The 14031-nt window shown below is 38.6% G+C and carries 13 protein-coding genes and 2 pseudogenes; 3 read left to right on the top strand and 12 right to left on the bottom strand.

The window, feature by feature from the left end; translation table 11 throughout:
- Positions 1 to 15: 15 nt before the first annotated feature.
- Genes PCY10_RS01085 through miaA form a run of 8 tightly spaced genes read right to left on the bottom strand, consistent with a single transcriptional unit; the run spans position 16 to position 6184 of the window.
- Positions 16 to 363, bottom strand: coding sequence for a GNAT family N-acetyltransferase (locus PCY10_RS01085; RefSeq protein WP_301558748.1), 348 nt, complete (start codon positions 361 to 363; stop codon positions 16 to 18).
- Positions 347 to 1078: a class I SAM-dependent methyltransferase gene (locus PCY10_RS01080; protein ID WP_301558747.1), complete on the bottom strand. Its 732-nt coding sequence runs from the start codon at positions 1076 to 1078 to the stop codon at positions 347 to 349. Before PCY10_RS01080 ends, PCY10_RS01085 begins: the two co-directional genes overlap by 17 nt.
- 9 nt (positions 1079 to 1087) lie before the next feature.
- Positions 1088 to 1843, bottom strand: coding sequence for an SDR family oxidoreductase (locus PCY10_RS01075; RefSeq protein ID WP_301558746.1), 756 nt, complete (start codon positions 1841 to 1843; stop codon positions 1088 to 1090).
- 9 nt (positions 1844 to 1852) lie between these two features.
- A complete protein-coding gene (locus PCY10_RS01070; RefSeq protein ID WP_021002560.1) occupies positions 1853 to 2461 on the bottom strand; it encodes a histidine phosphatase family protein in 609 nt (202 codons plus the stop codon).
- Positions 2462 to 2506: 45 nt separating this feature from the next.
- Positions 2507 to 3436, bottom strand: coding sequence for a ribonuclease Z (gene rnz, locus PCY10_RS01065; protein WP_009568980.1), 930 nt, complete (start codon positions 3434 to 3436; stop codon positions 2507 to 2509).
- Between the two features lie 10 nt (positions 3437 to 3446).
- The gene (locus PCY10_RS01060; protein WP_021002559.1) at positions 3447 to 4076 is read right to left on the bottom strand and encodes a hypothetical protein; all 630 of its coding nucleotides are present in this window, start codon (positions 4074 to 4076) and stop codon (positions 3447 to 3449) included.
- Positions 4069 to 5307 carry a GTPase HflX gene (hflX, locus tag PCY10_RS01055; protein WP_021002558.1) on the bottom strand — a complete coding sequence of 413 codons (1239 nt, stop codon included), beginning with the start codon at positions 5305 to 5307 and terminating at the stop codon, positions 4069 to 4071. The genes PCY10_RS01060 and hflX overlap by 8 nt, the downstream gene beginning before the upstream one ends.
- Complete coding sequence (gene miaA, locus PCY10_RS01050; RefSeq protein ID WP_021002557.1) at positions 5300 to 6184, bottom strand: tRNA (adenosine(37)-N6)-dimethylallyltransferase MiaA; 885 nt, start codon at positions 6182 to 6184, stop codon at positions 5300 to 5302. Before miaA ends, hflX begins: the two co-directional genes overlap by 8 nt.
- A gap of 77 nt (positions 6185 to 6261) precedes the next feature.
- Between miaA and PCY10_RS01045 the strand changes: the two genes are divergently transcribed.
- Positions 6262 to 6432: a DUF3042 family protein gene (locus tag PCY10_RS01045; protein WP_003024081.1), complete on the top strand. Its 171-nt coding sequence runs from the start codon at positions 6262 to 6264 to the stop codon at positions 6430 to 6432.
- 142 nt (positions 6433 to 6574) lie between these two features.
- Here PCY10_RS01045 and PCY10_RS01040 read toward each other — a convergent pair.
- A pseudogene (locus PCY10_RS01040) lies at positions 6575 to 6703 on the bottom strand (ABC transporter permease); the annotation flags it as partial.
- 315 nt (positions 6704 to 7018) lie between these two features.
- Here PCY10_RS01040 and gorA point away from each other — a divergent pair.
- Together gorA and PCY10_RS01030 are read left to right on the top strand one after the other, a co-directional pair.
- Positions 7019 to 8376 (top strand): annotated as a pseudogene (gorA, locus tag PCY10_RS01035) (glutathione-disulfide reductase).
- A gap of 439 nt (positions 8377 to 8815) precedes the next feature.
- Positions 8816 to 9352 (top strand): biotin transporter BioY, encoded by a 537-nt coding sequence (locus PCY10_RS01030; protein ID WP_021002555.1) that lies wholly within the window; start codon positions 8816 to 8818, stop codon positions 9350 to 9352.
- A gap of 513 nt (positions 9353 to 9865) precedes the next feature.
- Here PCY10_RS01030 and pheT read toward each other — a convergent pair.
- The 3 genes from pheT to pheS all read right to left on the bottom strand — a co-directional run bounded on the left by pheT (position 9866) and on the right by pheS (position 13986).
- The gene (gene pheT, locus PCY10_RS01025) at positions 9866 to 12271 is read right to left on the bottom strand and encodes a phenylalanine--tRNA ligase subunit beta (RefSeq protein ID WP_021002554.1); all 2406 of its coding nucleotides are present in this window, start codon (positions 12269 to 12271) and stop codon (positions 9866 to 9868) included.
- Between the two features lie 136 nt (positions 12272 to 12407).
- Positions 12408 to 12935, bottom strand: a complete 528-nt coding sequence (locus PCY10_RS01020; RefSeq protein WP_041787392.1) for a GNAT family N-acetyltransferase — start codon at positions 12933 to 12935, stop codon at positions 12408 to 12410.
- Between the two features lie 4 nt (positions 12936 to 12939).
- Positions 12940 to 13986, bottom strand: a complete 1047-nt coding sequence (gene pheS / locus PCY10_RS01015; RefSeq protein WP_003072209.1) for a phenylalanine--tRNA ligase subunit alpha — start codon at positions 13984 to 13986, stop codon at positions 12940 to 12942.
- Positions 13987 to 14031 lie beyond the last annotated feature (45 nt).

Below are 14031 nucleotides of genomic sequence, written 5' to 3'. Positions count from 1 at the left end.
TCGAAATCCGAGGCCTTAATAAAAAGATAGCATCTTATCAGATTGATCTGTCACTAACTCAATCTGATAAACATCTGACCATTCTTCCAGAGTAGTCTGTAAGAGTTTACGTCCGATGCCTTGTCTCTGATAATTTGGTAGAACCAGTAGGTCTTGGATAAAAAGAACAGAAACTCCATCTCCTACTGCTCTAAGAAGACCGACAAGACAGTCATTGTCATACGCTGCTACAGTGTAAAGAGAATTTTGAAAGGCTCGCTCTAGTCGCTCTGGATAATCCGTATAGTTACTCCAACCAACAGATTGATAAAGCGGAAGTAAGTCCTCAACAGTTATTTGTTTATTTTCAACATAATGAATCATTCTTGAATCCTTTTTGCAGCCAAATATGCTGAAAAGCAGCAATATCTCGATAAGGGGACTGTTGGCAAACTGCAAGTTCTATTTTCAACATCTTTTCCCGCCAAGCGACTGCTGTTTTAACTGCATTGCCTTGCAAGCCATAAAAAATTCGAATTCCTTGATAATTCTGAACAGTTAATTCAGACGTGACCTTTTGTAATAAGTCTGCTAAATCATAATAGGTTGCTTGCCCCATTGTATGCGATTGATAAGACTGCCCTGATAATAAATCTAATGCTAAATTTGTATCATTTGCAAACACTACTGTCTGCATAATTCGCCCCACTTCATTGTGTTTAACGAGCGAAATTTGTCCGCCTTTTTTCAACAATCTGCTAAATTCAGCTAGATAAAGAGCCGGAATATCCACATACTCCAGAACATTATGGCAGACAATGAGGTCAAAATGAGCACTTGGAATATCTTTCAACATTTCTAGACTGCCTTGTAGTTGCTGATAATGGAATTTCTGCTGACGTTCTGCAATCATCTCGTCATTTGGTTCTATAGCTATTACCTGATTGTTTTGTGCCAAAAAATCCGCTACCAAACCAAAACCACTCCCAAAATCTAGTACCTTTGTATTTTTTATATGTGCTAACTGAGCAAATAGAATCTCATAATAAAGCTTCCCCCATGGTTGATTTAAAAATTCCTTGTAAGCTGCCACGTCCATAAACGTCTCCTACTTATAATTGAACATTTTACTGGCTAGTTTGTCACCAAGGTTGGGAAAAAGCGTATAGAGCTTGTGAGCCGCCTTCAGTGTGAAAGGCATGATCAACTCTCGCTTCTTTTTCCCAAAATTGTTCACAATCTGCTTAGCAACAGTATCTGCTTCTAAAATGTATTTATCAACCGCCTTAACATAACTACCATCGGGGTCAGCTTTGTCAAAGAAAGCCGTCTTAATCGGTCCTGGATTAACCGTCGTCACATAGACATTGTAAGGCATCAACTCTAAACGCAAAGCATTGGAAAAACCAATTCCAGCAAACTTAGTAGCTGAGTAGAGACTAGATTTAGCACTAGCAATCAACCCAGCTGTACTAACAATATTGACAATATGCCCACGTCCCGCTTGCTTCATTCTCTCCCCAAAGAGACGAGATAGATTCATAAGAGCAAAGGTATTAACTTCAAACATGGCATGAATATCCTCGTTGCTAATCTTGTCAAATTCTTCAAAAATCCCATAACCAGCATTGTTAACGAGAACATCTACCTGTGCATACTTACTGTATAGTTCTTTAGTAAAGGTTTCTAAAGATTGGTCATTCGTAATATCCAACTCAACGAATTCGCAATGTGCATGATTTGAATAAAGCTTTACTAATTTTTCCCGATTGCGTCCTACTAAAATCAGCTGATCATTTGGCAACAACTTCACCATTCCTTGAGCCACACCGCCACTGGCTCCTGTGATAACGATTGTTCGCATATACTCTCCTTATTTTTCTTTTAGAAAATCTGTCTGGTTTTCGATCTCAAATCTAAACGTTTCTGTATTCACTAAACTAATGCTGCAATGCTTGGCGTGAAATAAATCGCTTTTATTCGTCCATTCTATCTGGTTCACCAAATGATAAATAATGTTGAGTACTCCACCATGTATAACCACAATTTGTGTCTCATCTGAGTTATGATTTTCCTTCAAAAAAAGTTCAAACCAAGTTTTTATCCGTTGATAAAATTCTATCGGGCTTTCTCCATTTGGATAATGCTCGTCCATTGCAAGACTTCTAAAATAAAGATGAGGAAATTTTTGATCAGCCTCGCTATTTAACATTCCTGCCAAATCGCCATTATTTGTTTCGCGTAAGTCTCTTACTTTCTCCAATGGCAGCTGAAGCTTCTCTGCTAAAGTCATTGCAGTCGTCTCAGCTCTTTTCAAATCACTCGTAATCACTTTTGTAAAGTGATAGTTTTCTTTGTGTTGAGCTAAGTAATTTGCCAATGTTTCTGCTTCCCTTTTTCCCTCAGAAAGCAAATCAAGTTGACTCCATCCTCCTCTATGTTGGTCAGAATCTTTTCCATGTCTAACAAATAATAGATTCATCATTTCCTCTTTCTTGCAAATTTCAAGAGCTATCTTAGCAGAATTTTATAATTCCACCTCTTCTAAATCTTTTACTAAGTGGACATTTTTAAAAATGGAACTAGCATCGCTACGCATTTTACCAATATCTTTTGAGAGAAAACGTGCGCTAATATGATTAAGCAAGAGACGCTTAGCACCCGCCTCTTTAGCGACTTCTGCTGCTTGTAGATTGGTAGAGTGGCCATGATTTTTGGCAATTATTTCATCTCCTTTACCATAAGTGGATTCGTGAACCAATACATCCGCATTGATAGCAAGTCTTACACTAGCATGCGTTTTACGTGTATCACCCAGAATAGTGATAACCTTACCGGGTCTCGGAGCTGAAATATAATCTGCTGCTATAATTTTTGTTCCGTCTGCTAGCACTACATCTTCCCCGTTTTTTACCTTACCAAAAAGAGGGCCAAAAGGAAGACCAGCAGCTTTCAGCCTCTCAGCATCCAACGTACCTTCCAAATCTTTCTGCATAATGCGGTAACCCACACAAAAAATGCTATGGTCTAGTTTCTCTGCATAAACTGTAAATTTATCGGTTTCTAAAATTTTCCCTAAGTGTTTTTCGTCAAATTCGTGAAAATGAATCCGATAAGGTAGGCGCGAACCCGACACTCGCAGACTCGTCATGACAAAATTTTTAATGCCAATCGGTCCATATATTTCAATATCTGTTTGCTCTTCATTAGCTTGAAATGATCGAGTGGATAAAAAGCCCGGTAGGCCAAAAATATGATCCCCATGCAAATGAGTGATAAAAATCTTTCTAATCTTTCTGGGACGAATCGTCGTCTCTAAAATGCGATTCTGGGTTCCTTCACCACAATCAAACATCCAAATTTCATTGATTTCATCCAATAGTTTCAAAACCAGACTAGAAACATTACGAGCCTTAGAAGGCTGACCAGCTCCTGTACCTAAAAATTGTAGTTGCATCTTTTTCTTTCTATTTTTTCTTAATATAAATCATCGCAGAGCGATTCTGAGAACGATAATAAAGCTGACCGGAATAGGTTTGAGCCAGCTGACTTAACTCTTCCTGGTTATAGCCTTCCAGTTTTATCCGCCCATCCGCCAATTCATAGCAGTCAGTTAGAGCGGAAAGCGCCTGCTTTTGCACAATTTCTTCAGGAGCAGCCGGTATTATCCGAATAACTTTTCCATCTTCATAAACTAGATAATGAGGGAAAAGTTGAGCAATGTCAAAGAGTAAATCCGGCTCAATCACCTCTGGAATTTCTGGAAAAATTAATCCAATTCCATCTTCGTTTTCAAAACAAAAACCATAAGATTTACCTGAAAGATTCAGTCGGATAAAAGGCTTTTCCTCCTCAAAATTAGGAGAGCTGTTAAAAAGTAATAATTCCTTACTCAATTCTAAAAAATAATCCGTTGCTGCCTCTGGACTCTTTTTTTGGTAGAGTTCAGAAAAATACGCATTGATTACACTAGGTGGCGGTGTGATAAAAGTCAACTTTTGCGAATTGGACAGCTTATCCAAAACTTTTTCTAGATAAATACGATCTAAACTCGTAAAGCCACCGTATTTAAGCGCTAAATTGATATAATCAGTCATAAAATTCTTCTAGTCTCCATTTATTTTTTTCTGCTATATAGCCAGAAATCACTTCACTTTCTTCCACATACTCTCTCTTATCGATAATTGCTAGACTTTCCAATTCATACAACTTATAGGCCTTGCTAGAGCCAACCTTGATACAAAAAGGAACAAATAGTTCTCGCATCTTATCCAATAGAGCTTCTTGTAAGACTGCTCTGCTATTTTCCATCTTTGCCGAAATCAAGACATAGGGAGTTAAAGTTGGAAGAAAATTTTCTGCTTTGTCAGCTTTATTATAAAGAGTCAAGCGAGGAATATCTAGCATATCCAAGTCTTTCATAATTGCCAAGACCGTTTTTTCATGTTCCTCGTGATTCGGATCACTGGCATCAATCACATGAACCAAAAGATCCACATTTTTGCTCTCTTCTAAGGTCGATTTGAAGCTAGATATTAACTCAGTCGGCAAATCCTGAATAAAACCAACCGTATCCGTCAATGTTACATTCAGCCTCCCCGTCAGATTAGCACCTTTAGTTGTCGCATCTAAAGTGGCAAAAAGCTCATCTGCCTCATATTGATTCTTGTTCGTCAAGGCATTCATAATCGTGGACTTTCCAGCATTAGTATAACCAATCAGACCGATTTTAAAAACACTAGAATCCAAACGTTTTTCCCGCACAGTTGCTCGATTTTTTTCTACAATTTTGAGTTGTCGCTCAATATCATAAATCTGATTACGAACACTACGACGATTGAGTTCTAACTGACTTTCACCGGGGCCACGAGAACCAATTCCCCCAGCCTGACGGCTAAGCATAATACCCTGTCCAACCAGTCGCGGCAATAAGTACTTTAGCTGAGCCAAATGCACTTGAAGCTTCCCTTCATGACTCCTAGCTCGCATAGCAAAAATATCCAAAATTAACTGCATACGATCAATAACCTTGACCCCTAGAATCTCTTCCAAATTGATATTCTGACGAGGTGTCAAACGATTGTTGACAATTACGGTGGAGATCTCATCTGCCTCTACCATGTGTTTTATTTCTTCTAATTTTCCAGCACCAATAAAAGTCTTGCTATCATACTTTTCTCGTTTCTGAATGTAAGAGGACACCACTTGAGCACCAGCAGTTCCGGCTAGACTGGCTAATTCTTCCATAGACAGGGAGAAATTATCTATTCCTTGCAATTCTACTCCGATGAGGATGACTCGTTCCTGCTGTTTTTCTGTTTCAATCATTCATAAATTCCTTTATATCCTGCATCATCCGCTCTTTGTCCTTCGGTTTTGAAACCTGATAAAAGGCTGCATTCATGCGGTTGCGAAACCAAGTTAGCTGGCGTTTGGCAAAGCGACGAGTATGTTGCTTTATTTTATCCGTAGTTTCCTCCAAGGTCAGCTCCCCAGCAAAGTAAGGGAAAAGTTCCTTGTAGCCAATTCCCTTACTAGCTTGAACATGCGGATAATAATCATAAAGCCACTTTGCCTCTTCTAAAAGCCCAGCCTTCAGCATTAGATCCACCCGCTGATTGATACGCTCATAGAGAACTTCTCGGGCATCATCTAGACAAATTAGCAGGGCATCATAATCAGACTGTTTGTTTTCAAGGTCCTTCCCCAAATGAGCAATTTCTAATGTTCGCATAGCTCTCCTACGGTTCATCTGGGGAATAGTCAATCCCAGCTTTGCTATTTTGCTAAACAATTCCTCATCCGTTAAAGTATCTAACTCTGATCGATAGGCTAAAATATCCTCACGAGAAGCTGAACCACCCAAATGATAGCCTTCCAGTAGACTTTGAATATAAAGCCCTGTTCCTCCCACAATGATAGGTATTTTTCCTTTCGCTACAATCGTTTTAATAGCAGTTTCTGCCTCCTTTACAAAATCAAAAGCTGAATAAGCTTCACTCACTTCTCGCACATCTATCAAATAATGAGGAATCCCCTCTTGCTCTTCTGGAGTGATTTTAGCCGTTCCTATATCCAGTTTTTTATAGACTTGCTGACTATCACCGCTAATAATCTCACCATTAAAACGTTTTGCAATTTCTATACTAAGAGATGTCTTCCCTACTGCTGTAGGGCCTATAATCACAATTACCTTTGTTTTCATCTTTTCCCTTGAAAAAAATTTAATTTTTCGTTACTATATATTATAACATAAATAAAGTTCAAAAAAGGAGAAATCTAATGGCTAAAGGATTTGTTAAAGGGGTTGTTACTGGGGTTGCTGGTACTGTTGCTGCTGTTGCAGGTGCAGTTTATACATTTAAGAAAAAAGTAATCGAACCTGAAGAAAAGAAAGCAGCTTTTATTGAAGAAAATCGTAAAAAAGCGGCTCGTAAACGTGTGTCACACTAAACTAGCTTATATATCATAAAAACTCCAACGAGTAACTCACTAAAAGATGAGTAGCTGTTGGAGTTTTTTCCTTCTTTTCCATACTATAAAAGACAGCTTTTTATCTATAAAACAAGAATTCAATTGCTGTCAATACTATCTATTCTATGACAAATTGCATCCAAATATTTCCACGAGTTGCTCCAAATACTTTTCGAAAACCAATTTCACAAACCCGCTCTACCATACTATTCATAACCCCAATGCCACCAACAAGAGGCGTTATCCCAGCAGGCATTTCAAAAAGCAGATTGAAGTCACACCAATCAGGCTAAACAACTACTTCTTCAATCTTTTCAGCTCTTTTTCCTCCTAATGAAAACGATTTCTTCTTTTTGTTATAACATATAATTTTAAAACAAGATAGTCGTTCCAAGAAATATCTGACTCTTTTAACATTTGTCTCCCTTTTTCATTACTTCGTCTGTATTAACCATGTGATACAATGGAATAAGCAAGTTTTCTATCACGTTTTGTAGCAGATTTTTGCAATCATTTTCTAAAAACGTTACAATAATTTCATACTACAGATAAAAAGGAGACTCGTATGAGAACATTTGATATCATTGCCATTGGTGGCGGTAGCGGAGGAATAGCAACCATGAACCGTGCTGGAGAACATGGTGCAAAAGCTGCCGTTATTGAAGAAAAGAAATTAGGAGGCACCTGTGTCAACGTCGGTTGCGTTCCAAAAAAAATCATGTGGTATGGTGCACAAATTGCCGAAGCTATTCAAGACTATGGACCAGATTATGGATTTACTTCAGATAATCAGCAATTTGATTTTAGGACACTTCGAAAGAATCGCGAAGCATATATTGACCGTGCACGCCATTCTTACCATAATAGTTTCACTCGGAATGGAGTTGAGGTGATTAAAGGTCGTGCCAAATTCATAGACCGCAATACAGTTGAAGTAAATGGCGAGATCATTCAAGCTAAACATATTGTTATCGCAACTGGTGCCCACCCCCATATTCCAGCAATCCCTGGAGCAGAATTAGGTGAAACTTCTGACGATGTGACGATGTCTTTGCATGGGAAGAACTCCCGCAATCCGTTGCCATTCTTGGTGCAGGCTATATCGCAGTTGAACTAGCTGGACTTCTGCATGCTTTAGGCGTAAAAACAGATCTTTTTGTTCGTCGGGATCGTCCTCTCCGCAATTTTGATGCTTATATCATAGAAGGCCTTGTAGAAGAAATGAAGAAATCAGGTCCCACTCTACATATCCACAAAATACCAGAAAAACTTGAAAGATATGAGAATGGTTTGATTCACATTACTTTTGAGGACGGAACGAGTCATATCGCTCAGCATATCATCTGGGCAACAGGGCGGACTGCCAACACCAAAGGATTAAATTTAGAAGCGACTGGCGTCACTTTAAATCCTCGTGGTTTTATCTCAGTTGATGAATTTCAAAATACAGCAACACAAGGTATTTATGCTCTAGGAGATGTTACAGGAGAAAAAGAATTAACCCCTGTTGCTATCAAGGCAGGGCGTACCTTAGCAGAGCGCTTGTTTAATGGAAAAACTGAAGCTAAAATGGATTACTCTATCATTCCAACTGTTGTCTTCTCTCATCCAGCGATTGGAACCGTTGGCTTGACTGAAGAACAGGCAATCCAACAATATGGAGCAGAAAATCTCCATATTTATACCTCTGGTTTTACTTCCATGTATTCAGCTGTCACCCAACACAGACAACAAGCTAAGTTCAAACTGATTACAACAGGAACAGAAGAGAAAGTCATTGGGCTTCACGGAATTGGCTACGGTGTTGATGAAATGATTCAAGGGTTTGCAGTTGCTATTAAAATGGGAGCGACCAAAGCAGATTTTGATGCGACCGTTGCCATCCATCCTACTGGATCAGAAGAATTTGTTACCATGCGCTGAGAGTGGAAACAATTCCCATAAATGTCTTGCTCTTAGAATTTTTCCAACCTTATTTCAATAGCCAGGATTGCAGATAGACTTTAGTTTATCCGCTAACTCCACATTTTCTAAGGCTCCTTTTTCTTTTGATTTTTTAGTCGATAAAGATGTAAATCATTGTTCTGATCATATCAAACCTATTTTAGGAGGTTTTCCTATGCAAAAAGTAAAAATAGTTCTTGTAACTACCTTACTTATCTTTTTAAATATCTTTGAACTAATTGCATTTTTGATACTATACTTTCGCAGCAAAAATAGAGGAAAAATAATATACCGCAAAAAATAACTACTTCGACAAAAGGTGAATTCAGTTTATACTTTCACCTTTTTATTTATTACTTGACATTTTTTATATTTACCTTATAATAGTTACCATATTATAAAACGAAGGGTTACAATAATGAAAAAATCATTCACTGTTATTTTACCAGCTGTTGGTGCAGCTTTAATAGCCATCCTTGCTCAAATTACAATTCCTATCGGTCCAGTTCCTTTTGCTCTGCAAAATATGGCAGTTGGCTTAGTAGCCACTATTTTTCATCGAAAAGAAGCTCTATTAGCAGTTACACTTTATCTTCTTTTAGGTGCTATTGGACTCCCTGTTTTTGCAGGCGGAAGCGGCGGATTACAAGCACTTGTCGGCCCAAATGCAGGTTATCTCTGGTTTTATTTGTTTTATGCTCTGGTAACTGCCAGTCTAACATCAAAAAATAGTAGCTTTTTGACGATATTCTTAGCAAATATACTTGGAGATGCTTTGGTTTTTATCGGCGGTGTACTTGGTTTAATGTTATTAGCAAGATTTAGTTTGGATAAAGCTATCACTGTTGGAATTATTCCTTTTATCCTACCAGATCTCATAAAACTTATCGTAATTAGTCTTGTTACTATTCCTATTTTTAAAAATTTAAAAAATCATCCTTACTTTAAAAATTGATGAGATTATTCTGCTCCCATTATGAGAATTCGCATATTGCGGATTCTTTTTGTATCTTGTTTTCTTAACACAAATGACTAACCATCATCTACTGTTTCATATAAAAATCCTCAATAATTATAACAGGAGGCTCAATACGCCCCAGCAGAAAATCAATCCAAAGCGATATTTCCGTACTAAATCATCTTTTAGAGTAAGTCTTGCTTGCTCATCATAAAGTCCGGCCAAACAGTCTGGTCATAAATTCAATGATAAATAATTCAAAGTATGGATGTCTCAGGACCATCCACTTATCTTTGTTTATGAAAATAAGAGGTAAAATCTTAGGACACTTTTTGTATCATGAAAGAGCCACAAAATCTTGTGTTGATGCTGATCAAAACACTTTTCATTGAAAACCTTCGTATCACTGAAAATGCTCGTGGTCAAAAAAGAAGAAAGATTTACAAGATAAAAATAGGGGTGAGACTAAGAACTAAAATTTTTAGTTCTGTCTCACTCCTAGTTCTAGTATTACCGCACTTCTGCACCAATCGTTTCTTCAAGGGATTTTTGGATTTTTTCCATGTAGCGAGCCACTTCTTCATCTTCCAAAGTATCCTCTGGATTTTGGAAAGTCAAAGTGTAGGCCATGGACTTCATACCAAGCCCAAGTTTTTCGCCTGAGAAAACATCAAATAATTTAATATCTGTCAAACGCTTCACACGAGCAGCTTCAATAGCTGCAACCACCTCTTTGTGGCTGATTTCTGCTTTAAGAAGCAAAGCAATATCACGTGTTACAGCTGGGAATTTAGTAACTTCTACAAATGGTTTTGCTGGTTGAATCGCTTTTTCAATAGCTGTTAGGTTGATTTCTGCTACATACGTTTCTGGGATATTATAATCCTTAGCAGTTACTGGATGAACTTGACCAACAAAGCCAATGACTTGTCCGTCCAGCAAAATAGCTGCTGTACGTCCCGGATGCATGCTGGCTAATGCTTGCGTCACTGTGTATTCTACTTTCAGTCCTAGGCGATCAAACAGTACTTCCAGAACTCCTTTTGCATAAAAGAAATCAACTGGTACAGCAGAAGTTTGAAAATCTTTTTCAGCTACCAAACCTGTCAAAGCAAAGGCAAAGCTATTGATTTCAGTTGGCAATTCTGCTTTTGGATTTCCAGCTTGCTCGAAGATTTTTCCGATTTCGTACAGTGCTAAATCTTTATTTTTTCGTGCAATATTATAAGCAACAGTATCCAAAATACCAGCTACCATATTTTGCCGAAGAACACTGCGTTCTACTGTCATTGGCCACATCAATTCTGTTAAGTTACTTGGCTTCATACTAAATTGCATAGCTTTTTCAGGAGTGGTTAGGGCGTAGCTGATGACTTCCGTCAGACCAGCACCTTCTGCAATAGTACGAACTTTGCGACGAAGTTTTTGGGTTTCTGTTAATTCGCCAGCAGTTCCATCATCTTTAGGCAATGTTGCCGGCAATCTATCATAACCATAAATACGTGCAATTTCTTCATAAAGGTCAGCTTCAATATGAATATCCCAACGACGAGGTGGCACACTCACTGTGAATTTCTCTGCATTACCAGTAAGACCAAAACCAAGACGGCGAAAAACATCTTCAATATCAGTATAAGTCAATTCTGTTCCAAGCACACGGTTGACGTCTACCAATGTTGAAGCAACTTCAACATCCGATGTGTCTACTTGACCTGCTAAGACGATGCCAGCTTGTACATTTGCTCCTGTAAGATCTGCAATCATGCTAGCTGCCGCATCGAGGGCTTCTGTTACTGTTGCTAGGTTAATTCCTTTTTCAAAACGAGAGGATGATTCTGAGCGAAGATTGAGACGCCCACTCGTCTGACGAATGGAAGTTCCATCAAAAACTGCTGCCTCAAGCACTACACGCCTTGATTTAGGGGAGATTTCCGTTTCACTTCCACCCATAATACCAGCCAATGCTACAGGCTTATCTGCTACGGTAATAACAAGATCACTCGTTTCTAAATCACGCTCTTCATCATCAAGAGTTACTAACTTTTCACCTGCACGCGCTTCACGTACGACAATTTGATTATCTTCGAAAGTATCTAAATCAAAGGCATGCATTGGTTGACCAAAATATAGCAACATATAATTTGTCACATCTACTACATTATTGATTGGGCGAATTCCCTCATTCATAAGTAGATTTTGAAGCCACTGCGGACTTGGAGTAATGGTAACATTCTCTAAAATACGCACTGCATAAAAAGGCGCCTTTTCTGTTTCAATGGCAACAGATAGTTGTTCTGCTGCTTGCCTATCTGTCTCTAGTAACGGAAAATCTTGAAAATGAATTGGTTTGTCATAAATCGCTGCCACCTCATATGCTACCCCACGCATTGAAAGAGCATCCGCACGGTTCGGTGTGATAGAAAGTTCAATAATTTCATCATCCAAGTCAAGATAAGGGAAAACCAAATCCCCTGGGACAGCTTCTTCTGGCAAAATTTGAATCCCTTCAGAAAATTCTTTTGGAACAATCGAGTCAGAGATACCTAATTCTTCAAGAGAACAAATCATTCCAAGAGATTCTAAACCGCGAATTTTTCCTTTTTTAATCTTGTAATTATCCGCAATACGAGCTCCGGGAAGCGCCACTATAACCTTGATCCCTGCTCGTACATTCGGAGCGCCGCAAACAATTTGGCGAAGCACTTCTTCACCCACATTCACTTGACATACATGCAAGTGTGTCTCAGGCACATCTTCACAGCTGACCACTTCACCAACGACAATATTTGACAATCCCTCAGCAGGTGAACTAACCCCTTCTACTTCTATTCCTGTTGTTGACATTTTTTCAGCTAATTCTTCACTTAGCACATCTACATCAACCAGTTCTTTTAACCATTTATAACTTACTAGCATAATTCATCTATATGAGTACATCAAAATCTTTGAGAATTTTTTGCTTTTTCTCAAACACTTCACCTCATATTTATTTCCTTTCTTTTAATTCGCAGAGCTATTGAGAACACGAAAGCAGTACTCAACGTTTTCTCGATTATTTTAATTTTTTCCGTATGAGCCAATCAATGTCAACCGTTTCACCTGTCACATATTTATGCTCACTAAAACGCTCAAAACCATATTTAAAGTAAAAGTTTTGGGCCTTAAAATTCTTTTCCCAAACGCCTAGCCACACCCATGAACATTTTCGTTTCTTAGCTTCTTGCAGGGCAAATTCAAACATTTCCTTGCCAAAACCTTGTCCTTGATACGGTTTCAAAACATAGATACGATGCACCTCAAAAGCATTCCTCATTGAATAGTCTGCCTCTACTGGCTCAGTCTGTTCCTGCCCCCAGTTAAATTTGAGAAAACCAACAATCTTCTCTGTTTCATCTAACGCAAAATAGGTCTCTGACTCTACCAGTGCCAAATCCTTCTGAATCCGCTCAAGTGAGAGTTCATGCGCAAAATAATCTTGCATATCTTCTGCCTTGATGTAAGAGCCAAAAGTTTCTAGATAAGTCTGCACTTCTAGTGCTCTTAGAACTTCAGCCTGTTCTTCTTTTACTTTTATTAACATACATTTATTTAAATTGTTCTGAGAACCGAACATCTCCTTGATAAAATCCGCGAATGTCATTGATTCCGTAGCGCAACATAGCCACACGTTCTTGCCCAAGGCCAAAGGCAAAACCAGAATAAACATCCGGATCAATGCCACTCATTTCAAGAACACGAGGGTGCACCATCCCGGCTCCCATAATTTCAATCCAGCCAGTCTTTTTGCAAACATTGCACCCTTGACCACCGCATTTGAAGCAGGAAACATCCACTTCAACAGACGGCTCTGTAAATGGAAAATAAGACGGACGCAAACGAATGCTACGGTCTTCCCCAAACATCTTTTGCACAATGAGCTCCAATGTCCCTTGAAGGTCTGCCATAGAAATATTTTTTCCGACAACTAAACCTTCAATTTGATGAAATTGATGAGAATGCGTTGCATCATCCGTATCCCGTCGGAACACACGCCCTGGCGAAATCATTTTCAAAGGTCCTTTAGAAAAATCATGTGCATCCATCGCTCGAGCTTGAACCGGACTAGTGTGAGTCCGCAGTAAAATTTCTTCTGTAATATAGAAAGTATCCTGCATATCACGCGCTGGGTGATCTTTTGGTAAATTCATCCGCTCAAAGTTGTAATAGTCTGTTTCGACTTCAAAACCATCTACAACTTGATAACCCATCCCAATAAAAATATCTTCAATTTCTTCACTTGTCTGGCTAAGAACATGACGATTCCCAGCAAGAATTTTCCGCCCCGGAAGCGTTACATCTATTGACTCCCTAGCCAACTGATTGGCAACTTTTTGTTCTTCCAATAATTTTGCAGATTCTTCAAAAGCAGCAGTCAACACATCTCGTGCTTCATTGACATGTTTCCCGATAATCGGACGCATATCAGCAGAGACATCTTTCATACCTTTTAAAATTTCTGTTAAAGAGCCTTTCTTCCCAAGGACAGAAACACGCAGATTCTGCATTTCTTTTTCATTTTCAGTTGAAATTTTTTTCAGCGACGCCAGAGTTTCTTCTCTAAGCTTATTTAATTGTTCTTCAATGGTTGACATAATTCCTCCAAATATAAAAAACCGCTTGTCAGACTCCATAAGCGG

It is taken from the genome of Streptococcus sp. SI1, from assembly GCF_030439945.1.
Lineage (GTDB): Bacteria > Bacillota > Bacilli > Lactobacillales > Streptococcaceae > Streptococcus > Streptococcus intermedius.
Note: the sequence above shows the minus strand (reverse complement) of the source record. Positions and strands in the feature narration are given on the sequence as shown.

Excerpts from the sequence above, each read along its gene's own strand:
- PCY10_RS01085 (WP_301558748.1), bottom strand. The coding sequence starts at position 363 with ATGATTCATTATGTTGAAAATAAACAAATAACTGTTGAGGACTTACTT.
- PCY10_RS01080 (WP_301558747.1), bottom strand. The coding sequence starts at position 1,078 with ATGGACGTGGCAGCTTACAAGGAATTTTTAAATCAACCATGGGGGAAG.
- PCY10_RS01075 (WP_301558746.1), bottom strand. The coding sequence starts at position 1,843 with ATGCGAACAATCGTTATCACAGGAGCCAGTGGCGGTGTGGCTCAAGGA.
- PCY10_RS01070 (WP_021002560.1), bottom strand. The coding sequence starts at position 2,461 with ATGAATCTATTATTTGTTAGACATGGAAAAGATTCTGACCAACATAGA.
- rnz (WP_009568980.1), bottom strand. The coding sequence starts at position 3,436 with ATGCAACTACAATTTTTAGGTACAGGAGCTGGTCAGCCTTCTAAGGCT.
- PCY10_RS01060 (WP_021002559.1), bottom strand. The coding sequence starts at position 4,076 with ATGACTGATTATATCAATTTAGCGCTTAAATACGGTGGCTTTACGAGT.
- hflX (WP_021002558.1), bottom strand. The coding sequence starts at position 5,307 with ATGATTGAAACAGAAAAACAGCAGGAACGAGTCATCCTCATCGGAGTA.
- miaA (WP_021002557.1), bottom strand. The coding sequence starts at position 6,184 with ATGAAAACAAAGGTAATTGTGATTATAGGCCCTACAGCAGTAGGGAAG.
- PCY10_RS01045 (WP_003024081.1), top strand. The coding sequence starts at position 6,262 with ATGGCTAAAGGATTTGTTAAAGGGGTTGTTACTGGGGTTGCTGGTACT.
- PCY10_RS01030 (WP_021002555.1), top strand. The coding sequence starts at position 8,816 with ATGAAAAAATCATTCACTGTTATTTTACCAGCTGTTGGTGCAGCTTTA.
- pheT (WP_021002554.1), bottom strand. The coding sequence starts at position 12,271 with ATGCTAGTAAGTTATAAATGGTTAAAAGAACTGGTTGATGTAGATGTG.
- PCY10_RS01020 (WP_041787392.1), bottom strand. The coding sequence starts at position 12,935 with ATGTTAATAAAAGTAAAAGAAGAACAGGCTGAAGTTCTAAGAGCACTA.
- pheS (WP_003072209.1), bottom strand. The coding sequence starts at position 13,986 with ATGTCAACCATTGAAGAACAATTAAATAAGCTTAGAGAAGAAACTCTG.